This is a genomic window from Pseudomonas cerasi (assembly GCF_900074915.1).
GTDB lineage: Bacteria > Pseudomonadota > Gammaproteobacteria > Pseudomonadales > Pseudomonadaceae > Aquipseudomonas > Aquipseudomonas cerasi.
The window spans coordinates 3,526,079-3,548,563 of sequence record NZ_LT222319.1 but is presented as its reverse complement, the minus strand read 5'-3'; the positions used below and the strand labels follow the sequence as shown (position 1 = coordinate 3,548,563).

13 protein-coding genes and 1 pseudogene are annotated in these 22,485 nt (G+C 60.4%); 13 read left to right on the top strand and 1 reads right to left on the bottom strand.

The window, feature by feature from the left end; translation table 11 throughout:
- Positions 1 to 19: 19 nt before the first annotated feature.
- The 3 genes and pseudogenes from PCPL58_RS18275 to PCPL58_RS18265 all read left to right on the top strand — a co-directional run bounded on the left by PCPL58_RS18275 (position 20) and on the right by PCPL58_RS18265 (position 9,124).
- The gene (locus PCPL58_RS18275; RefSeq protein ID WP_065350090.1) at positions 20 to 5,224 is read left to right on the top strand and encodes an imidazole glycerol phosphate synthase; all 5,205 of its coding nucleotides are present in this window, start codon (positions 20 to 22) and stop codon (positions 5,222 to 5,224) included.
- 36 nt (positions 5,225 to 5,260) lie between these two features.
- A complete protein-coding gene (locus tag PCPL58_RS18270; protein WP_003366771.1) occupies positions 5,261 to 5,746 on the top strand; it encodes a hypothetical protein in 486 nt (161 codons plus the stop codon).
- Between the two features lie 92 nt (positions 5,747 to 5,838).
- A pseudogene (locus PCPL58_RS18265) lies at positions 5,839 to 9,124 on the top strand (RHS repeat-associated core domain-containing protein).
- An 80-nt stretch (positions 9,125 to 9,204) separates the two neighbouring features.
- Here PCPL58_RS18265 and PCPL58_RS18260 read toward each other — a convergent pair.
- A complete protein-coding gene (locus PCPL58_RS18260) occupies positions 9,205 to 9,468 on the bottom strand; it encodes a helix-turn-helix domain-containing protein (protein WP_003366775.1) in 264 nt (87 codons plus the stop codon).
- A gap of 242 nt (positions 9,469 to 9,710) precedes the next feature.
- Here PCPL58_RS18260 and kdpF point away from each other — a divergent pair, with 242 nt between their 5' ends.
- The 10 genes from kdpF to PCPL58_RS18210 all read left to right on the top strand — a co-directional run bounded on the left by kdpF (position 9,711) and on the right by PCPL58_RS18210 (position 22,462).
- A complete protein-coding gene (gene kdpF, locus PCPL58_RS18255) occupies positions 9,711 to 9,806 on the top strand; it encodes a K(+)-transporting ATPase subunit F (RefSeq protein ID WP_003406089.1) in 96 nt (31 codons plus the stop codon).
- 2 nt (positions 9,807 to 9,808) lie between these two features.
- Positions 9,809 to 11,503, top strand: coding sequence for a potassium-transporting ATPase subunit KdpA (gene kdpA, locus PCPL58_RS18250; RefSeq protein WP_003433073.1), 1,695 nt, complete (start codon positions 9,809 to 9,811; stop codon positions 11,501 to 11,503).
- Positions 11,504 to 11,513: 10 nt separating this feature from the next.
- Positions 11,514 to 13,592, top strand: a complete 2,079-nt coding sequence (gene kdpB / locus PCPL58_RS18245; RefSeq protein ID WP_065350089.1) for a potassium-transporting ATPase subunit KdpB — start codon at positions 11,514 to 11,516, stop codon at positions 13,590 to 13,592.
- A gap of 54 nt (positions 13,593 to 13,646) precedes the next feature.
- On the top strand, positions 13,647 to 14,219 hold the full coding sequence (gene kdpC / locus PCPL58_RS18240) for a potassium-transporting ATPase subunit KdpC (RefSeq protein WP_065351078.1): 573 nt from the start codon (positions 13,647 to 13,649) through the stop codon (positions 14,217 to 14,219).
- A gap of 67 nt (positions 14,220 to 14,286) precedes the next feature.
- Positions 14,287 to 16,950, top strand: coding sequence for a sensor histidine kinase (locus PCPL58_RS18235; protein ID WP_065351077.1), 2,664 nt, complete (start codon positions 14,287 to 14,289; stop codon positions 16,948 to 16,950).
- Positions 16,947 to 17,639, top strand: coding sequence for a response regulator (locus PCPL58_RS18230; RefSeq protein ID WP_003366785.1), 693 nt, complete (start codon positions 16,947 to 16,949; stop codon positions 17,637 to 17,639). The genes PCPL58_RS18235 and PCPL58_RS18230 overlap by 4 nt, the downstream gene beginning before the upstream one ends.
- A 95-nt stretch (positions 17,640 to 17,734) precedes the next feature.
- The gene (locus tag PCPL58_RS18225; RefSeq protein ID WP_003316607.1) at positions 17,735 to 18,013 is read left to right on the top strand and encodes a lipoprotein; all 279 of its coding nucleotides are present in this window, start codon (positions 17,735 to 17,737) and stop codon (positions 18,011 to 18,013) included.
- A 572-nt stretch (positions 18,014 to 18,585) separates the two neighbouring features.
- Positions 18,586 to 19,503 carry an AAA family ATPase gene (locus tag PCPL58_RS18220; RefSeq protein ID WP_003433070.1) on the top strand — a complete coding sequence of 306 codons (918 nt, stop codon included), beginning with the start codon at positions 18,586 to 18,588 and terminating at the stop codon, positions 19,501 to 19,503.
- The gene (locus tag PCPL58_RS18215; protein WP_032609408.1) at positions 19,473 to 20,456 is read left to right on the top strand and encodes a DUF58 domain-containing protein; all 984 of its coding nucleotides are present in this window, start codon (positions 19,473 to 19,475) and stop codon (positions 20,454 to 20,456) included. Before PCPL58_RS18220 ends, PCPL58_RS18215 begins: the two co-directional genes overlap by 31 nt.
- Entirely contained in the window at positions 20,453 to 22,462 is a 2,010-nt protein-coding gene (locus PCPL58_RS18210) for a transglutaminase TgpA family protein (RefSeq protein ID WP_065350088.1), read from the top strand. Before PCPL58_RS18215 ends, PCPL58_RS18210 begins: the two co-directional genes overlap by 4 nt.
- Positions 22,463 to 22,485: the final 23 nt, after the last annotated feature.

The window sequence follows — 22,485 nt, the reverse complement described above, 5'->3', positions numbered from 1 at the left end:
CATCACAGGAGGTGATGTCATGGCTGGTTATTCAGCGGAAAGTCTGCTGGCATGGATGAAAAATACCACGCGTCTCAGAGGCTGGGACGCGATCATTGCTCTGGATGGCGACAAGGTCAACGAGCTCCTCGACCAGGTTTACCAACAGAGTCTGGCTCAGGGAATGTCGCGTCCGGTGCCGGACGGAAGTATCACGATTCCCGATACGCATGATTCCCATTTTTTCTCGGGCTGCGTTCTCGGGCCACCAGGCTTGTCGTTCAAGCACAGCGTTCTGGAGCATTCGCTGCTGGCCTGGCGCATTTCAGTTATCGCCGGTTTGCATACCGTGGTAGAGAACGCTCAAGGGCAGCACAATGTTCACAGAATCGCAGCCTACGACCCACTGAACGCGCCAGGCCTGGACTTCGATCTGGAACTGAGCAGTCAAAGCGCGGATCTGGTGGTGGACCTTGGTCTGGCTAAAAATTTTTCACTGGATTTTCCGGGCGGTTCTACCGAACGAGAGAAGATCGGCGACTTTTTTCAGGATTGGTTCAGCAACCCGGAAAATCATGAGCAGCAGTTCAGGCTGGGTATTTTCAACGAGCAGAGCAACGAATTGCTCAATGTACGTAGAATCGATGTGCGATCACAGCTTGAAAGCCCCGATGCTGTATCGGTCCATAAAAAAGGCGCGTTACTGCTGTTCGCGACCATGGAATACGGCGTGACGGGCGGGATTCCGGGTGGCGACTCCGACTTCCGTTACCTGATTCCCAACGATGCTCAGCAGTCGTACTCGGCGACTGCTGTGTTTTCCTCTCACGCACTGCACCGTGCTGCCTTTGGCCATGCGGTGATACAAATGCTGCAAGCGCCTGACTTCAGCTTCAGCGTTCCGGATGATAAACCGCTGCAGCGGATGGTCGCTCAGGCCGGCACGTTTGCAGTTCCGGCTGGAGAATATCGCAGCGCGGAATTCGTCTTTGAATCGGAACCGTTCAGCGTTCAGGCCTTCAACGCCCAGCATCCCCTGACCATTGACTTCGAGTACGCCCAGACCACGCAGACCTGGGAATTTCCCTGCACGCTGGGCTTTCGCTACAGAGCGCTGGACAGCGATGAATGGCAATCGCACAACGCTACCTTCAACATCAGCCTCAGGCATGAGTTTCATCTGACCGAAGGTGGGTCGGATGGTCAGGCAGTGGAAGGGCATCTTTATACACCTTACCTGTTCGACCATGAAGTCAGCGCCGTTCCAGGAACACTGGACAACCTGAGTGCCGGGGAGCTGGAGCAGGTCAACGGTTTCGTGGCCTACACCGTCAAACACGCGTTGCTGCAAGGGTTGAGCAAAACCCTGGATGCAACGGGCGCCGAGCGTTTTCTGGGCGGCTGGTTATTGCCTGACGAGCAGGTGTTGCAACCTGTACTCAAGCGCCTGCCTTATGACCAGGTCGTGTTCGGACGCATCGATCCCGGTGCGTCGACGTTCAGTATCGCCGGGCACCAGGCATTGATCGCTACGGGAGAAGCGCTGCAATTGACCACCCAGCCTGCGCGGTCGGGCATCGTCTGGACCCTGGAAGATCCATCGGATGACGGTACTGAAGGTTTGGGAGAAATCGATAAGCAGGGTCTGTATACGGCGCCCGCAGCGCTGCCCGCAAAGCAGGGCTTTCAGCGTGTACTGATCAAGGCGATGGACCCGGTGTCGGGGCATTACAGTACCGCTGTGGTGACGGTGCTCACCAGCAGCGTCAGCGTCAGCCCGTTGATTCAGGTGTGTAATCACGGTCAGCGGGTAGCGCTTACAGCACGCAGTTCGCGTGCAACCAGCCTGAAATGGACGGTGGTCGATCCGGTAGCCGGAGAAAGCGGGACGCTTGAGGACGGCGTTGATGCATCGCATGAGAAGTTTTACGTCGCCGGTACAGGGGGGGCAGGGAATACCTATGTCCTTGACACAATAACGGTCAGCGACGATCAGCACACCCAATCGATTCAGGTACTGGTCGTTCGCCACCCTCCGATGCTGTTCATAACGCTTGCCAGCGTCAATGATCAGCGTGCCGAGCTGAAAGTCGTCGTCAATGGCCGTGACCTTCCAGTCACCTGGAGTATTGATGGGCCGGGCTCTATAGACGCCACGGGTGTGTACAGCAGTGATGCCAAAGCACCCGAACGCTACGTTGTCGTGTTTGCAGAATTTGAAGACGAGGTTTTTGGCACAATGGCCGGGCACTTGATTCTGCCGCTGCCATTGAGTGGTTCCTCCGGTGTGTTGCAGGCACTGACCGGGACAGCGGGGGGCACGGCGGCTAACGCAATGCCCCGTTCATTGAGCGGTATTGTGCAGCGAGCGGGTGCAGGTACCTTGACCCAAGGCTGGGGAGCCGTCGCGGCGGTCAGTCGCAGCGAGCTCAACCGGCATATAGAGCAACAATACATCGAGCGCTATCAGGATCTGGCCTTCTTGCCGTTGTTCACCGGCGACATCGTGGTGGATGAGCGACAAGGCGACACTGTTCGTCTGAAACAGGTCGAGCTGGGCGTGCCGGTCCTGTCGTTTCTGCCTGGCTCGCCGAGCTCCAGCAGTGTCCTCGTCACGATGAACATCGTGTCTGGCCGTTACAGCGGCTTGCATCAGCCGGAGGGGAGTGTAACTACCGTGTCCGGCAGCTTCATCATCAGCGAGCCCATGGGCTTCAGGCTGGCGATGACTGTCGAGCTCTTCGTGGATGAGGAGGGGCATGTGCTGCTCGATCTGGCCGGCGGGGCTGGCGTTGCCTGTAGTCTGGGGGGCGTCAATGAGGCGATCAACCAGCGACTGGCGGATTTCTTTGCTGAGGCGTTCAAGGACATTGCGCTTCATCGTCGGGTTTTCTCAGTGCTGCAGGCACAGCTCAATCGCTACCATGTTCAGACTCCAGGCAGCTTGCGGCTTGTTACCCGCGCCGCGCCGCGTTCAAGCGATGCGCGCATGGACACGACCGGTGATGGCGCGCTTGTGCTGTTCATGCACGCGCAGGATAGCGACGCCGAAGGCGTGTTTCCGCCGACAGATGATTTCGTTTATCCGATACCTGATGATCGTGGGGCAGACGGTCAGTCAACCTACGGCACGGTGCTGATGCTCTCGCAGGAGACTCAGTCGATGATCGAGCGTGAAGGCCTGCAGGTGGCGGACAGCCTGAAGTTCACCGGTGGATGCGTATTCGAACCACTTGAGCAGCACCGCCCGGATGACCTGCTGTTGTTTGGCGGCCTTCGGTCGAAACAGGCCAGTATCACACCCCTGTTCTCGACCCTGACGGCCGGGCAGACCCAGCGTTTTGTCCTGTACAACCCGCAAGGCGAAGAAATACCGGCCACCAGCTGGAGTGCATTGAGCATTCAAAGCCACCTGGCTGCCGGAAGCGGCAGCATCTCTTCCAGCGGCGTCTACACGGCGGCGGGTATTGAGGCGATCGGCCATGACGCGCTGCGCGTGGTAATCACAGCCACGTATGAAGAGTCAGGCGCTGTCGTCAAGGTCTCGACGCTGGTGGGTGTGGTATCACGCAGCATGGAGTTGGCGCCACGTGTGACGGTAGTGCCAGGGGGGGCTACGCTGCAAACGGTCTCGCTGGCGGCTTCGACGCTTGACGGCAGCCCGGTGAGCTGGGCGTTGCTGGGCTCCGAGCTTGGCAGGTTGAGTGAGGCCGGCAAGGGCGCGCTTTTCAGTCCGGATGCCAGGTCCGGGAAAAGAGCGCTGGCCGTGCAACAGATAGAAGCGTCGGGCAATGACCTTGGCATCGCAACGGTGCTTGTTGCCAACGGGCAGCAAATGCTGCGTGTCGAGCCGGCTTTCGTACCCAGAGCACGGCCAAAGGTAGCGGTGCAGCTACAGGATGACCGTGCACTGTTGCCCGGGCTTGAGCGACGCTGGAAGGTGGTGGGTGGGCCAGGCACTGTCGATCGGCAGGGGCTTTTCATGCCTCCCGATCAGACGCTTGTCGCCAGTAGCGTGGTGAGCTGTGAAGTGGTGAACAACGGGGTGGTTCTGGCGTGCGGCTATAGCGTCATCGAATTATCCGAGGTCATCGATGAAGGCAGTTGGACCGAAATGTCGATGTTTACCATCACGGTCCCTGGCTCGTCATCACCTGACAATACCAAAGGTAATCTGTACCCCAACGGTTATCAGCAAATCAGGCTGCAGGTCAAGACCCAGGTGATGCCGGACAACGAAATCGAGTACGAGCTGAGTCCCACTGAAAGGGCCTCCATGCGTCTGGTAGACGATGAAACCGGCCAAAATATCGAGTCAGTACTCCCCCCTCTCGACGGCATGTCCGAGGGCGATAAGCAGGCGTGGCGCGTGCGCAGTCAACATAACCGTTTCGAGCTGTCCGGGACCGGCATCTCCGCTGCTGAATCGGGCCTGGATGCGCAACGGCCAGTCGTGCAGGACTTCTACCTGCACAGTCGGGCGGAAACGGGTTTTGTCGGCGTCTTCCACGCGACCTTCCGGGCCGACGCTACCGGCTTTTGGTGGACCTCTGTGCGGTATGAAGATGTGAACAGCACGGTTGAAATAACGCCGCGACGCTTGCCAACGTTCGATTCCCGCAATTACACCTTCCTTCCGCGGCGTGCTCATGGGGATGGCGGAGATCCTCCGGTTGAGCCGCCGGTGGAGGGGCCTCCGGACTTCGGTGAGGATGTGCATTTCGATTACCAGTTCGAGACTACTGATTACTGGACGCTGGCTGCCATTAACCCCGATACCCAGCAATGGGTGAGTTTCCAGACGCTGAAGTTTCTGCCCTCCGAGCCTGACAGTGATGTGATCAATACGTCGATCATTCTTTGGGAGAGCCAGCAGGAAAACGAAGTCATGTTCAGCTGGACGGGATTTATCTTCGACGACCCGGCGGTTCCCGGTGATGTAAGCAAAGTGCACTTCGACGACGCGCTTCAGGACGTGATGGGCGATAGTAAGTCGTTGGACATTGACGTCAAGATGTCCGTATTCGAGGCCGGCAAACTGGTTATCAGCCTGCACCGCCTCCGGGGCCTTCAATACATCCCGGAAGGTGACCCCGCACGCGACAAATTGACGGGTGAACTGGTAGTTCTGTTGGTCGATAAGCAAGGCAATGCCCATAAACGGCGAATCGGTTTTCTGGCCGACGGCGCCGGTAGGCGCAACCGTCTCATGCATACCTTCTATTCGGAAACGCTGCCCGAATGAGGCATTGATGCAACACACTGACAGGGAGTCATTATCATGAATGCGTTAAGTAAAACCTTGGCCTGCATGGCGCTTACGGGTTTGACAGGCTGTACGCTCGTCCCGTCCCACAGCCCCGTGCCAAAGCCCCAGGCACAGGCGGTTCGACTGATCATGCTCGCAGCAAACGCTGATGGCGGAGGCAAGAACTGCACCTTTACCGCCCAGGACGACACGGTTTATCTCAACGAGCGCGATCATTCGTGCACGAACGATGAGATGAGTTTTATCAAGCTGGATAATGTGCGCTCAGCCATGAAGATTTACCTGGAATCCAGAGACTGTAATGATTCGGGAGGCTGGGTATTTGGGCTCGAGACGTATATCGACCCCTTGACAACAAAATGGATATCCATCGACCAGCTCAGAAGCAAACCGGTCGGCACCATCGTCAGTCGCGGCGTTGTTGTGATCAAGGCGTATGACGGTGATGAAAATATAAAAGGCAAGTTGTCCTGCGTCCGTGTCGATGTATCGAGTTAGTCGTTAGTACAACTGAACTTGTCAGGCCTGCTTAACCGTCGCCCCCGTGGGCGGCGGTTATCTTAATACATAACGTTCGAGGTTCATGGAACATGACAGCATCGACTTCCGTACACTCCAACGCGTTCAACTTTCTCAGTTATGTACAGAGCGGCGTTGACCCCCGCACCGGGCAATACACGGTGGCGATCACCCTGCCCGATGTCAAAACCAACGGATTGCGTGGCCCGGGCATGCCGCTGGCACTCAGTTATAACCCTCTCAACCGCCTGGACAGCGGCTTTGGTCTTGGCTGGAACCTGCCATTGTCGCAGTACGATCCTGGTAACCAGATCGTATCGCTGAGCAGCGGCGAGACATTCAAGGTCGATAGTACCGGCAACGGCCAGATGCTGATGTCGGAAAAGAAAATCGACAGCTTCCACTTGTACAAGGAGGACGATAACCACTACCGGGTGATGCACAAGTCCGGTCTGGTTGAGCAGCTTGAAATGCGCGGCAGCGGCACCAACAGAGTCGCGCTGCCGGTGCGCGTATTTGCCCCTGAAGGCCACAGTGTCACGCTGGGTTATGCCTCTTTCGGCGTGCATCAAATGCTCAGCGAAATCAAGGATGACTCGGGTCAGGTCCTGCTCGGCATCAGCCGCGACGCAACGTCGGTGAAGCTGCGCATAACCACTGGCGAGGGCCCGGATGCGACCTTCGTGATGGTGCTGGCCGGATCGAATCACCATGTCAACCGTATCGAATTGCCGACCGACAATGCTGCTTCCTGGCGTTTTGCATACAGCACGATCCGTGAGCATTTATGCATCACGTCGGTGGAAACACCCGTTGGCGGTCGGGAAGAGGTCTTTTATACCGACAGCGGCCATCAGTTTCCTGCGAGGGCGGCACGTCCCGCTCTGCCCAGAGTCACGCGCCATCGCACCACGCCCGGCCTGGGTCAGGCGCAAATGGACGTTTATTACACTTACCAGGACAGCGCCGGGCGCGAGCGCAACTTTCTGGGCGCAGGGCTGGATATCGCCTGGGAAGACAATGGTCTGGACAATCTGTATCGATACCTCGGGGCGGAGCCGTACGAGTATTTGTCGACCGAAACATGGCGTGTCCAGGTCGCGGGCAAGGCTGATGCCGAGCGCAGCATCGAACGGACCTTCAACCAGTTTCACCTGCTCACTCGAGAAACCACGCGCAAGAACCTCACCGTCAAGCAGGTGGACACTCGTTACTACATCGAGCCGGGACAACCCTTTTTGACTCAGCCAGCCTACTGCCAGTTACCCAAGGAGGTGCAGACCACCTGGCGGCTGTCGTCAGACGGCAGTGTGCCGCGCAGCGAGACTGTCAGCAGCACGTATGACAAGCACGGTAATCTGCTCACTCAGACTCAGGCCAACGGTGTGGTCGAGGTCAGTGAGTGGTATCCGGCCGCCGGTGAGGACGGATGCCCGCCAGACCCCGAAGGCTTCGTCCGCTGGATGAAAAGCAGCAAGGTCATCCCGGCCTTGTCCAGCTACGGCAAGGCACCGGTCCTTGTCACCCGCTATCGCTACTTGGCGTTGCCTGCGGTGGATGGCGGCCAGCGACAGGAATGGCTTGCACCGCAAAGCGAGACCTTATTGACGCAGGCCCCTGAGCAGGAACAGCAACGCACGACCTATGAATACTTCGATGAGCCGAGCAACGCAGCCCTGCACGGTCGGCTCAAACTGCAGCAAGTGATCATGGGCGGGAAGGTGACCAGCACAGCGTATGCCTACAGCATCTTCAAGCGCTCCTTCGAGACCCCGGCCCAAGGCTCGCCTGATGGCTTCGCTGAGCGCTTCGTTAAGGGTTCCCCTGAGAGCAACCGTTACGCCGCGACGGTGCTGCAAACCGTACAGACCGTGACCGGCTTCGATGGCGCGAAGAAGGTCATCACGCTGGAGGATTCTCTGCTCAACGGCGAACCCTTGCTCAATCGCGATGACAACAATGTGGAAATTCGCTACGTCTACGACAGCCTGCGGCGTGTACTGAGTGAAACCGTGGCACCAAATGATGAAACCTACAGGGCGACCAGAAGTTACGAGTATCAGCTATGTGCCAAGGCGACTGATCGGGCCATGCAGACGCTCATCGACGTCAAGGGGGTAAAAACCTGCAGTCATTTCGATGGCCTCAACCGAGTCGTCTATGAGGAGCGGGATGACGCAGATAACGAACAGTAACGGCGAATACTACCCGCCTGAAATCAAACTCCACTACGACCCGGACGGTAATCTGGATATCGACGAAGCCGGTCGCACGCTTAAGTACGACCCCCTCGGCCGCCTGATCGAAGTAGGCACGCCCTCAGCCGGCATTCACTATAAGTATGACCCCCAGGACCAACTGACAGGGGAGACCCGCGGAGCGGACAGGGATCTGCGCTTTTATCGTGACGGGGAGCTGGCCAATCAACTCGGTAGCCATGCCCAGAGCACCTTCATGCGTGGCGACGACTACCTGCTGGCCGAACAGCAGATCGATCGGACGGTGCTGCTTGCCACCAACGACAGTGACAGCGTGCTCGGTGAAGTCGATGCCAACGGGATCAATCGGAGGTGGTATACGGCTTACGGCCACGCTAGCGGCGAAGATCCACCGCACGGCAGACTGGGGTTCAACGGCGAACTGAGCGAGGCGGATACCGGCTGGCAAATGCTGGGTAATGGCTATCGGGCCTACAGCCCGGTGTTGATGCGCTTCAACAGTCCTGATAGCTGGAGTCCGTTTGGCGAGGGTGGGATGAATGGGTATGCGTATGTCGAGGGGGATCCGGTGAATATGCGGGATCCAACGGGGCATAGTCCTTGGGGGGCATTGATCAGATTTCTTAGAGCTCCTCTCAATACAGCAGCAGACGCATCCATCCCGAAGACGCTGCTTATTAACAGCAAGACCACACCTGTTCGCTTGAGGAAGATGAAGCCCTCTACCGTAAACAACTTCGAGAAAAGAGTCATCCGCAATGAGAGATACTTCAAGAGCGCAAAGTCTGAGCTAAAAGCACAAGAACGAGAACTTTCGTTCTATACGGTCAATGGTAAACGTCCGCCGTCGAAGCTTGTGGCTGCCCATAGCTCTGCTGAAGAGAACTTTGAAATGTACGACTTCATGTACAAAGAGGCACAAAAGGAGTACAAGTATGCGAAGAAACATGAAGGAAAGCGGATTATTACCAAGGAAGTCAGGTCCAAATTAAAAAGCGTAACAAAAGAAGATGATATTAATCAGGCTATCAAAGCTCAACAACAAAGGATAGCGCTGGGTAACAAACGGGCGAAGCCCAGTGACATAAGACTCCCCGAGGGTGAAAGACATTACTTGGGTTCGAATCCTGATTACTAACCTGGTGCTTTAGCATAACCGGTCAACGACCTACCTCCCGTTGCCCGGTTTAAACCAGACGCTTGAAGTACGTTTGTATATCACTCCACCAAAATAACCCCCTGCCTGATCGCCATCACCAATGCCGCCTTCAATGACGTCACGCCGAACTTGCGGCGGATATTGCTGGTATGAAAGTGCACGGTCGCTTCCGAGCAGCCTTGTATCCGGGATATCTCCCAGGCGGATTTGCCGAGCGCCACCCATTCCAGGACTTGTCGTTCCTTGACAGTCAACTGGACAGTGGCGGGTGTGGCTTGGGAAGGCGGCGTGATGCCGGGTGGTTTTCCATTGTCGCGAAGCATGGTGAAGTCCTTTCCCTGAAGATCGCCGCACCACGATACCCCTGCATCCCCTAACGCGAACCTGACATAAATGACAGCGCCGCAGGGCCGTGAAGGCCTTGCGCCGTCAAGGCTGTAGCGCTTTTTTACAGCTTCTTTACGCCCCGGCCAGCCTGTCGATCTCGCGCCTTTACACCCTGCCTGCGGACAATCACCTCACGCGGCCTGCGCCGTACCGGTGTTGCCTGATGGGGGAAATTTCAATGAGCGTTATGGATGGTATCTCTCTGCTGATGGGAGTCGGGCTGTTCATCTATCTGCTGGTGGCGCTGTTGCGCGCCGACCAGAGTCAGGAGTGATCATGCACAGTTACGATTATCTGTTGATCCTGGCCTTTCTGGTCCTGCTGCTGGCCCCCGCGCCGTGGCTGGGACGTTTCTATTACCGGGTCATGGAAGGCGAGCGCACCTGGCTGAGCCCGGTGCTGGGGCCGGTCGAGCGCGCCTGCTACCGGATTTCCGGCGTCGACCCGAAAACCGAACAGTCCTGGAAGCAATACGCCTGGGCGTTGATGGCGTTCAACCTGGCGGGCTTTGTCGTGCTGTTCGCCATCCTCATGCTGCAAGGCATGCTGCCGCTCAACCCGCAGCAATTGCCGGGCATGGAGTGGTCGCTGGCCTTCAACACGGCGATGAGCTTTATAACCAACACCAACTGGCAGGCCTACAGCGGCGAAGCGTCGCTCAGCTACCTGAGCCAGATGGTCGGCCTGACCGTGCAGAACTTCGTCAGCGCCGCGACCGGCCTGGCAGTGCTGGTCGCGCTGTGTCGCGGTATCAGCCGTCGCTCGTCCCAGAGCCTGGGTAACTTCTGGGCCGACATGACCCGCGCCACGCTCTACGGCCTGTTGCCGATCAGTATCGTGCTGGCGGTGTTTCTGGTCTGGCAGGGCGTGCCACAGAACTTCGGCCATTACATTGATGCGCTTACCCTGCAAGGCGCTGACCAGAGCCTGCCGATGGGCCCTGCGGCCAGTCAGATATCGATCAAGCAACTGGGCACCAATGGCGGCGGTTTCTTCGGCGTCAACTCGGCGCATCCGTTCGAGAACCCGACGGCGTGGAGCAACCTGTTCGAACTGGTGTCGATCCTGCTGATCCCGGCTGCGCTGGTGTTCACCTTTGGTCACTACGTCAAGGACATGCGCCAGAGTCGCGCGATTCTCGGCTGCATGCTGGCGCTGCTGTTGATCGGCGGCGCGGTCTCGCTGTGGGCCGAGTACCAGCCCAACCCGGCACTGAACATCGCCGGTGTCGAACAGACCGCACCGCTGGAAGGCAAGGAAACCCGCTTCGGCACCACCGGTACGGTGCTGTGGTCAGTCGCTACCACTGCGGCCTCCAACGGCTCGGTCAATGGCATGCATGACAGTCTTAACCCGCTGACCGGCATGGTCGCGCTGGTCAACATGATGGTTGGCGAAGTGATCTTCGGCGGCGTCGGTGTCGGCCTCAACGGCATGCTGCTCAACGTACTGATCGCTGTGTTCCTCGCAGGTCTGATGATTGGCCGTACCCCGGAATACCTGGGCAAGAAGCTGCAAGCGCAGGAAGTCCGACTGCTGGTCGCCACCTTGCTGGTGATGCCGGTGGGCGTGCTGGTGCTGGGCGCGATTGCTGCCAGCCTGCCAGGCCCGGCCGGTGCGATCAGCAACCCTGGCGCACACGGTTTCAGTCAGTTGCTGTACGCCTATACCTCGGCCACGGCCAACAACGGCTCGGCGTTCGGCGGTTTCAGTGCCAACACCGTGTTCCACAACCTGATGCTCAGCCTGGCGATTTTCATCGGCCGCTTCGGTTACATCCTGCCGGTGCTGGCCCTGGCCGGTAGCTTGGCCATGAAGAAGACCGCGCCGCAGGGCCAGAACAGCTTCCCGACCCACGGCTTGCTGTTCGTCACCCTGCTGACCGTCACGATTCTGCTGGTGGGTGGCTTGACCTTCCTGCCTACCCTGGCACTGGGGCCGATTGCCGAACACCTGAGCCTGGGTTTCTGAGGAACCGATCATGAACTTACCTATTAATCCCGCAAAAAATGCTGCTGCGAAATCTACTGAATCGCAGGCCGCCGAATCGGCAAAAACCGGAATCGCGGCCCTGTGGCGTCCGGCGCTGGTGCAGGCGTTCGTCAAGCTCGACCCGCGTCAGCTCAAGCGTTCACCAGTCATGCTGGTGGTGGAACTGACCGCCATTCTGACCACCGTGCTGTGCGTGATCCCCAACCCGCAGGTGCCGACTTCGGTCTGCGTGCAGATCGCTCTGTGGCTGTGGTTCACCGTGTTGTTCGCCAACTTCGCCGAAGCGCTGGCCGAAGGCCGTGGCAAGGCGCGCGCCGACAGCCTCAAGGCGGGCAGCGAAGGGCTCAAGGCTCGTATCAGGGACGACAACGGCAGCCTGCGCATCATCAATGCCAGCGAGTTGCGCAAGGGCGACGTGGTGCGGGTCGAGATCGGCGAAATGATTCCCGGTGACGGCGAAGTCATCGAGGGCATCGCGGCCGTCAACGAGGCCGCGATTACCGGCGAATCTGCGCCAGTGATCCGCGAATCCGGTGGTGACCGCTCGGCCGTGACCGGCAATACCCGGCTGGTGTCCGACTGGCTGCTGATACGCATCAGCGCCAACCCCGGCGAATCGACGCTGGACCGCATGATCGCGCTGGTCGAAGGCGCCAAACGGCAGAAGACCCCCAACGAAGTCGCGCTGGATATTCTACTGATCGGCCTGACCCTGATCTTCCTGCTGGTGGTCATCACCTTGCAGCCGTTCGCCCACTTCGCCGGTGGCAGCCTGCCGCTGGTATTTCTCGTGGCGCTGCTGGTCACGCTGATTCCCACCACCATTGGTGGTTTGCTGTCGGCCATCGGCATTGCCGGTATGGACCGCCTGGTGCGCCTCAATGTGATTGCCAAGTCCGGTCGCGCCGTGGAAGCCGCGGGCGATGTGCATGTGCTGCTGCTGGACAAGACCGGCACCATCACCTTCGGCAACCGTCGCTGCGCTGCTGTCTACGCTGCACCGGGTGTGACGCCCAAGGAGCTGGGCGAGGGTGCTTTGCTGGCCTCGCTGGCCGACGATACGGCAGAAGGCAAATCCATCGTCGAGTTTCTGCGCAACCTGCACCCGATGAACGAGCCGACCCTGAGCTCGGTGACGGCCGTGCCGTTCAGCGCTGACACACGTCTGTCCGGCGTTGATTATCAGGGCCACGTGTATCGCAAGGGCGCGGTGGATTCGCTGCTGGCTTTCATCAACATGCAGCGCAGCGAGCTGCCGCCTGCACTGGCCCGTGAGGTCGACAAGATTGCTAAGACCGGTGGCACACCGCTGCTGGTCTGCGCCAACGGTCGGTTGTTGGGCGCGATCCATCTCAAGGATGTGGTCAAGCCAGGTATTCGCGAACGCTTCGAAGAGCTGCGCAAACTGGGTATCCGTACCGTGATGGTCACCGGCGACAACCCGCTGACTGCCGCAGCGATTGCTGCCGAGGCCGGTGTCGACGACGTGCTGGCCGAAGCCACGCCGGAGAAAAAACTGGAGCGCATTCGCCAGGAGCAGGGCGAAGGGCGTCTGGTGGCGATGTGTGGCGACGGCGCCAACGATGCACCTGCACTGGCGCAGGCCGACGTCGGCATGGCGATGAATGACGGCACCCAGGCGGCGCGCGAAGCGGCCAACATGGTTGACCTCGACAGCGACCCGACCAAGTTGCTGGACGTGGTGCAGATCGGCAAGGAGCTGCTGGTTACCCACGGTGCGCTGACCACCTTTTCGATTGCCAACGACGTGGCCAAGTACTTCGCGGTACTGCCCGCACTGTTTGCCTCGATCTACCCGCAACTGGGCGTGCTCAACGTAATGAAGCTGGCCAGCCCGCAGAGCGCGATTGTCTCGGCCATCGTTTTCAACGCGCTGATCATCGTCGTATTGATTCCGCTGGCCCTGCGTGGCGTGCGTGTGCAGGCGGCCAGCGCCGCTCACTTGCTGCGTCGCAACCTGCTGATCTATGGCCTGGGCGGCATCGTTGTGCCGTTTCTCGGCATCAAGCTGATCGACATGCTGCTGGTCGCACTCGGCCTTGTTTGAAGCCTGTGCTGCATGCCGGTCGGCGTGCAGCCTCACCTGATTGAGGATGTGCAGATGTCCAATGTATTGCGTCCGGCCTTGAGCCTGATCGTGTTGATGAGCCTGATCACCGGCGTGGCCTATCCACTGGTGGTCACCGGGGTTGCGCAAGTGGCGTTTCCGGCGCAGGCCAACGGCAGCCTGGTGTATGACGCGTCGGGCAAGGTGCGCGGCTCGACGCTGATCGCCCAGTCGTTCACCGGCGATGAGTGGTTCCAGTCGCGTCCTTCGGCGGGCGCATTCGCGACCGTGGCCAGCGGCGCGAGTAACTTTGCCCCGAGCAATCCGGCGCTGGCGACTCGCGTGAAAGAGGACGCCGCGAAACTGGCCAACGCTTCTCAGGAACCGGTGCCAATGGCCTTGCTGACCACCTCCGGCAGCGGACTGGACCCGCACCTCTCGCCTGAAGCGGTTGCCTGGCAGGCCGGTCGTGTTGCAGCGGCGCGCCAGTTGCCGTTGGACAAGGTTCAGGCGCTGATCGACGCCAATACCCAGCGTCCGCTGATCGGCCCACCCGTGGTCAACGTATTGGCCTTGAATATGAGCCTGAATCAGTTACCGTCTGCACCGCGCAACGCGCAGTTGTAACAAAGTACGCCTTGTACGCAGCAGATTCACTAAGCTGTAGCTGATCAGAAAGAGGGTGGTAACCAACGTGAGTGATTCCGGTCGAGCTGACGCACTGCTGGCCCAGTTGCCCCGCGAGGGGCGCGGGCGGCTGAAGGTGTTTCTGGGTGCCGCGCCAGGCGTCGGCAAGACCTACGCCATGCTCCAGGCGGCTCACGCGCAGCTGCGCCAAGGCGTGAAGGTGCTGGCGGGTGTGGTCGAAACCCACGGCCGCGCAGAAACCGAGGCGCTGCTCAACGGTCTGCCGCAACAGCCCTTGCTGCGCACTGAGTATCGCGGCATGACCCTCGAAGAAATGGACCTCGACGCGCTGCTCAAGGCTGCGCCGAGCCTGGTACTGGTCGACGAACTGGCGCACACCAACGCGCCCGGCAGTCGCCACGCGAAACGCTGGCAGGATATTCAGGAATTGCTGGCGGCCGGCATCGATGTGTACACCACCGTCAACGTCCAGCACCTGGAAAGCCTGAATGACCAGGTGCGCGGCATCACCGGCGTGCAGGTGCGCGAAACGCTGCCGGACTGGGTGTTGCAGGAAGCCTTTGATCTGGTGCTGATCGACCTGCCGCCCCGCGAACTGCTGGAGCGCCTGCGCGACGGCAAGGTCTACGTGCCTGAGCAGGCACGCGCGGCCATCGACGCATTCTTCACCCAGACCAACCTCACTGCACTGCGTGAAATGGCCATGCAGACGGCGGCTGCCCAGGTCGATAACGATCTGGCGCAGGGCTACCGGCAATTGGGCCAGTCGGCCCCGGCAGTTCGTGGGCGGATGCTGGTGGGCATCGACGGTGATATCCATGCAGAGCGTCTGGTGCGTCACGCCAGTCGGGTTGCCCAGCGTCGCCATCTGCCGTGGAGCGCCGTGCATGTGGACGACGGGCAAACCCTCGACGAGCAGTCTCGCGCGCGTCTGCAAAGCGCCCAACAACTGGCCGAGCGGCTCGGTGGCGAGGCGGTTTCGCTGCGCGCCGGGGAGGTCGCCCGAACGCTGGTGCAGCATGCCATCGAACGGCGCGCCAGCGTGGTGCTGGTCGGCCAGTCGCGACGGCATTGGCGGCGTCGCGTGTTTGGTGGCGGCGTCGCGGCACGCTTATTGCGCGAAGGGCACGGGCTGGAAATCTCGGTGCTCGACGACAGCGAGGAACTGCCTGATCAGCCGCCGCGTGCCCGTCCGGCTCACGAAGTGGTGTGGTTCGATTACGGTCTGGCCTTCGTCGCCACGCTGATCGCCAGTCTGGTCGCCTGGGGCGTTGCAGGCGTGCTGGCGCTGCCCAACATATCTCTGATCTTTCTTGCTGCGGTATTGCTGGTCGCCGTGCGCAGCAGCATGGGCCCGGCGCTCGCCTGTGCCGGGTTATCGTTCCTGGCCTATGACTTTCTGTTCATTCCGCCGAGTTTTTCCCTGAACATCCAGCGCGAAGAAGACGTGCTGACGCTGTTGTTCTTCCTGTTGATGTCGGCCTTGACCGGCAAGCTCGCGGCGCGCCAGCGCAGGCAGTTGCAGGCGTTGCGCGATACCCAGGAACAGACCAGCGAGCTGCTCGACCTGTCGCGCAAGATGACCGCCGCCACGGATCGCAAGGCGGTGCTCGCCGCCGCCGAACAGCATTTTTCCGGCTGGAAGGAACTGCATCTGTGCCTGGTCGATCGCGACGGGCACGGCGGTTGGGTGGTCGAAACCGGTGGGCCACTGACGTTTTCGGAGCCCGAGCGCGCTGCTGCCGATTGGGCCTGGCAGCACGATCAACCCGCGGGCAGCGGCACCGGCACCTTGCCATCCGGGCGCTGGTGGTGGTGGCCGATCACCGCAGAAGAAGGGCCGTTGGCTCTATTGGGAGTCTGCGCGCGAGAAGGCCAGTCGTTTACCGCGCAGCATCGACGTATGCTGGCCGCGCTTACCCAGCCACTGGCGCAGGCACTGGCCCGTGCGCAATTGGCTCAGGAACTCGAGGCGGCGCGTCTGCACGGCGAAACCGAGCAATTGCGCAGCGCCTTGCTGGCTTCGGTGTCCCACGACCTGCGTACCCCGCTGACCTCGATGCGCGGCAGCATCGACAGCCTGCTGGCTCTGGGCGAAGCCATTCCACTGGAGGATCGCCGCGAGCTGCTGGAGGGTACCCGTGACGAAGCCGAGCGCCTGGACCGCTATATCCAGAACCTGCTCGACATGACGCGTCTGGGGCATGGCGCTCTCAAGCTCGCCCGCGACTGGGTGTCGCCCGCCGATATCGTCGGCAGCGCGCTCAACCGGCTGCGTGCCGTACTGGCGCCCTTGCAGGTCAGCACCCAGGTGACCGGCGAGCTGCCGCTGCTGTATGTGCACGCGGCGCTGATCGAGCAGGCGCTGGTCAATGTGCTTGAGAACGCTGCGCGCTTTTCACCCGTCGACGGGCGCTTGCAGGTAGCAGCCGGTGTGGTCGACAGTGAACTGTTTTTCTCGGTCAGTGACGAAGGCCCGGGCATTCCCGAGGATGAGCGAGCGAAGATTTTCGACATGTTCTACACCGCCGCGCGCGGCGATCGGGGCGGGCAGGGCACAGGGTTGGGCCTGGCGATCTGTCAGGGCATGATCGGCGCACACGGTGGACGGCTCACGGTCGAGGACGGCATTGACGGGCTGGGCACGCGCATCACGCTGTTTCTGCCGCTGCAGGCGCAGCCGGACGTAGAACTGGAGGAGTCCGCTTGAGCCAGGCGACCACCATTCTGGTCATCGATGATGAGCCGCAGATTCGCAAGTTCCTGCGCATCAGTCTGGTTTCGCAGGGCTACAAGGTGCTGGAAGCCGCCACTGGCGCTGAGGGCCTGACTCAAGCTGCCCTGAACAAACCGGATTTGCTGGTGCTCGACCTTGGGTTGCCGGATATGGACGGCCAGCAGGTGCTGAGTGAGTTTCGCGAGTGGTCGGGAGTGCCGGTGCTGGTGCTCTCGGTGCGCGCCAGCGAGGCTCAGAAAGTTCAGGCGCTGGACGCCGGCGCCAACGATTACGTGACCAAGCCGTTTGGCATTCAGGAGTTTCTGGCCCGAATCAGGGCGCTGCTCAGGCAGGCGTCGGGCAGCGAAAAGCCCGAGTCTGCGCTTGAGTTCGGGCCGCTTACCGTGGACCTGGCCTATCGGCGTGTGCTGCTCGACGGCCAGGAAGTGGCGCTGACCCGCAAGGAATACGCGGTGCTGGCGCAGTTGGCGCGGCATCCCGGGCGGGTCATTACCCAGCAGCAGTTGCTCAAGGATATCTGGGGGCCCACGCACACCGAAGACAGTCATTATCTGCGTATCGTGGTGGGGCATTTGCGGCAGAAGCTGGCGGACGATCCGACCGCTCCGCGGTTCATCCTCACCGAGCCTGGAATAGGGTATCGTCTGCTGGCTGATCACTAGATGAAAAAAGCGAGCATAGCCCCGTGCTGCGGCACTTTTACTGCCCCGCACCGTCAAAGCCGCACACTCCCTGTTCACTCTGAGGTAACACCCGCATGAAAGCCCTTATCTGTCTGCCATTGCTTGTTTTGGTTCTTGCAGGTTGTGCTGGCAAGACTGGATATCGCGACAGCTGTGCCACTCAGCTCGACGCTGCCTGGCATGAGCTTGATCTGGCCAAGGCTGAAGGCTTCGCCGGAACGGTCAGTTACTCCAAGGCCTTGTCGCTGCTGACGGGTGCCAAGACTCAGCAGCAGTTCGAGGCGTTTGAAGGCTGCACCGAGAAGTCCGAGAAAGCCCGCTTCTACATCCGCGAGTCCCGCGCTGGCCGTTGATACCTGACGATACACAGGTCTGCTCTTGATTCTGGCCGAAGGCCGTGGGAGCGAGCTTGCTCGCGAAGAGGCCAGTAAAGCCCCTGAAAATGGGGCGTCCGGAAAATGACTATCGTGCCAATGCGTTGGCATGCAGTTCGTGACGCTCTGCGTCACGCAGCTGTTCTGTGGTTTCAGTGACTTCTCCATCTGACTCAAGTCGCCTTTTCGCCCCTCGGCGACTCACTTTGAGGGGCCAAAGTAAGCAAACCCAAGCTCCGTTTCCGGCCCGACTTCGTCGGGTTCCTTTGCCCTGTCACTGACGTCGCACTCTGCTTCGTCTGTGCCATCGCGCTCGAAAAGCATTTTAGGCCATTTGGCTAAAGACACGGCCCGGGAGCTGATGGCTATCGTTCCTCACGCTCCGCGTGGCAATGCCGTTCGTGACGTTCTGCGTCACAAATCTTTCAGTCTGGCGAGACGGTAGGCCTAACCAACTCTGGCGAAACGGCCTACGCTCACTTTAAAGTGTTCGGACACTGGCATCGCTTGCAGTCCCACAGTCATGAAGCAGTTGCCGGAAGGGGCTTTCGATGGGTAGAAAACTCGATGCGTGCCTGAGCGCGATCAATGAGGTGGTGCTGGGCAAGGAGGCGCAGGTACGGTTGGCGATGACGTGTCTGGTCGGCGGCGGGCATTTGTTGATCGAGGACTTGCCGGGGATGGGCAAGACGACCCTCAGTCATGCGCTGGCGAAAATTCTCGGCCTGAGTTATCAGCGTATTCAGTTCACTTCTGACCTGCTGCCAGGTGACATCCTGGGGACTTCGATATTTGATCGGGACAGTGGGCAGTTCACCTTTCATCCCGGTCCGATTTTCGCCGAGTTGGTGCTTGCCGACGAGATCAACCGCGCCACGCCCAAGAGCCAGAGCGCGTTGCTGGAAGCGATGGAAGAAGGGCAGGTGTCCATCGAAGGCGCGACGCGTCTGTTACCCGATCCGTTCTTTGTGATCGCGACCCAGAACCCGTTCAGTTCCGGCGGCACTTTTGCGTTGCCCGAGTCGCAACTGGACAGGTTCATGATGCGCATTTCCATGGGCTACCCGGCCAGAGCCGCAGAGAAAGCCCTGCTGCTGGGCGAGTCGCGCCGCGAGCTGTTGCCGCGTCTGCAACCGATTCTGGATCACGCCCTGCTTGGCCAGCTCCAGGCGCAGGCGCGGCAGGTGCGTGCCAGTGACGCGCTGGTTGATTATGTCCTGCGACTGGTCGAGGCGACGCGCAGTCAGCCGCAGTTCGCGTACGGACTTTCACCCAGGGCGAGCCTGGCGATTCTGGCCGCAGCACGGGCCTGGGCGATGTTGCTGGGGCGGGAGTACGTGATTCCCGAAGACGTGCAGGCGGTGCTGCCATCGGTTATCGGACACCGTTTGCGTGAACGCAGCGATCCGACCGGGCATGGCGGCGGTGCGCTGGTGCAATGGCTGTTGCGCGAGGTGCCCGTGCTTTGATCGAACCGCTCAAACCGCTCTGGCAACGCTGGCTGTCGAGGCGAATTCCTCCAGCGTCACGCATTACCCTCGACCACCGGCGCATTTTCATCATGCCGACACGCACCGGCATGATTTACGCGCTAGTGCTGGTGCTTATGCTGCTGGTGGCGATCAATTATCAGAACAGCCTGGCCTACGGATTGACCTTTCTATTGCTGTCGATAGGCGTGCTGGCCATCCTGCACACCTACCGCAACATCAGCGGTCTGGTTCTGAGTGCGGGCGTGGCGCGTTCGGTATTCGTCGGCGAGCCGGTGCAATTGCGCCTGCGCCTGGAAAGTGCCGGGCAGGCCCACCAGGCATTGGGATTGGGCTGGAGTGCGACAGCATTGCAGTCCGGCGACGTGCAGCCCCGTGGGCTGACCGACCTGGAACTGACTCTGCCCGCCGAAAAGCGCGGCTGGCTGCGTGCGCCAAGGCTGCGCATCGAGAGTGTATTTCCGCTGGGTATCTTTCGCGCCTGGAGCTGGCTAGACCTGGAGCAGAGCGCCTTGATCTACCCTCGACCCTTGTCCGGGACCATGCCGCTGCTCAAGGGCGTGCAGCCGCATGCCGAGGACGATGGCCATGCCACCCAGGGGGCCGGTGTCGATGATTATCAGGGCTTGCGCAGCTACCAGCCGGGTGACAATCGCAGTCGCCTGCACTGGAAAGCCTATTCTCGCGGGCAGGGGCTGCTGATCAAGGATTTCACCGACCTCAGTGGCCATGACCTGTGCCTGGACTTCATGGCGCTGGGCGGCGATATCGAAGAGCGCCTGTCGCGCCTGTGTTACTGGGTGCTGGAGCTGTCGCAGCGGCAGCAGCCGTTTGCCCTGCGGTTACCGGGCTTTTTGTCGGCGGTGGACAGCGGCGATGCACACCGCGAAGTCTGTCTGCGCGCCCTTGCGCTGTACGGCCATCGATCATGAACGACAAGGTCAAGACAGTTCAATCCGCGCCCATTCCGCGTGTCAGCCTTACCTGGCTCTTGGTGGCGCAGGCACTGGTGGTGTTGCCGTTCGCGCTGCATGTGCCGGTGTCAATCACGATCCTCTGGCTCGGCTGTACGGTGTGGCGCGTGCAGGCGTTCCGGATGCGCGTGCGTTTGCCTGGCACCTTGGTCAAGTCCGGGCTGTTGGTGGGCACCGCAGGTGGCGTTTATCTGGCGCGCGGCAGCCTGGTCGGGCTGGATGCCGGGGCTGCGTTACTGGTGGCTGCATTCGTTCTGAAAATGCTGGAAATGAACAGTCGCCGTGACGCGCGCGTGCTGATTTTCCTCGGTTTCTTCTGCGTGGCGGTTGGCTATCTGTTCGAAGACAACCTGCTGTGGGCGCTCTTCAGTCTGCTGCCGGTCAGCGCGCTGCTGGCTGCGTTGATCGGCCTGCAACACACAGACCTGGCCGGCAGGTCGGCGGACACGCTCAAGCTGGCGTTCAAGCTGATGGCGCAGGCACTGCCATTGATGCTCCTGCTGTTTCTATTCTTTCCGCGCTTGGACCCGCTCTGGTCGCTGCCGCAGCCGAGTAACAAAGGCGTCACCGGCCTGTCGGACAACATGGCACCCGGCGACATGGCGGAACTGAGCAAATCGCCTGCACTGGTGTTCCGCGCCAGTTTTGAAGGGCCGATCCCGGCGCGCAATCAGCTTTACTGGCGCGGTTTGACCCTTGAGCAGTTCGATGGACGTCGCTGGTCGCAGTCGGCACGTGCCCAGACCGTGCAGATTGCGCAGTGGGAGAAACGCGGTGAGCCGCTGGCCTACAGCGTTGTCATGGAAGCCAGCGGCCGGCCCTGGTTGCCGAGCCTCGACGTTGCAGAAACCACGTTGCCGGACGTGCGGCAGATGAGCGACTTCCGCCTGCAGCGCAGACGCCCCATCGAGCAGTCGTTGTTGTACGCCGTCAACTCATGGCCGCAGAGCGTCCGTGATCCGCTGTCCAGCGAGCAGATCCAGCGTCAGGACCTGCAACTGCCTGCCAAGGGCAATGATCAGGCGCGGCAATGGGCCGATGAACTGCGCCGGCGCTACACCACATCAGACGCTATGGTCGCGGCGCTGCTCGGCTACTTCAGCGATCAGCCGTTTCACTACACCCTCAAACCGGTGCCATTGGGCAATGACAGCATCGATGAATTCCTGTTTGCCAGTCGTCAGGGTTTTTGCGCCCACTACGCCGGTGCCATGACCTTTGTCCTGCGCGCGGCAGGCATTCCGGCGCGGGTGGTGGCCGGGTATCAGGGCGGTGAGCAGAACCCCGACGGGCAGTACCTGACTGTTCGCCAGTTCGATGCGCATGCCTGGGTGGAATACTGGCAGCCAGGCGTGGGCTGGCGCAGCGTCGACCCTACTGCCGCCGTGGCGCCGCAACGTATCGAGCAAGGTCTGGAGCAGGCGCTGGCGGCGGACGAAGCGTTTCTTCAGGACTCTCCCTATTCAGCGTTGCGCTACCGTAACGTGGCTTGGGTCAACGCCCTGCGCCTCAGTTGGGATAACCTCAATTACGGCTGGCAGCGCTGGGTACTGGGCTATCAGGGACAACAGCAGTTACAAATTCTCGGTCGCTGGTTTTCAGGCTTCCAGGCGCCGGTTTTTGTCCTGGGAACCCTGTTTTCACTGGGGCTGGTGGCGTTATGGCTGTTCAAACCCTGGCAACGCGAAAGCGACTCGCAGTTGCGCGTGTTCAACGCATTTGAACGCTTGCTCGCCCGTCATGGTCTGCGTCGTGTGCCGGGTGAAGGCGCTGACGCATTCTGCCGCAGGGCGGTACTCTACTTTCCGCAGCATGCCGAGGCCATTGAAGGTTTCATCCGCGAATTTCAGGCGCAGCGCTACGCTGGGCGGCTGGCTTCGGCGAGCCGCTTGAGGCAGGCGCTGAGCACGTTGCGTCGGGGTTTGCCATGGAGGTTGTCAGCCGTCAGGGACAGGCATTCATGAATCAGTTTGTCGAAGGGGAATTG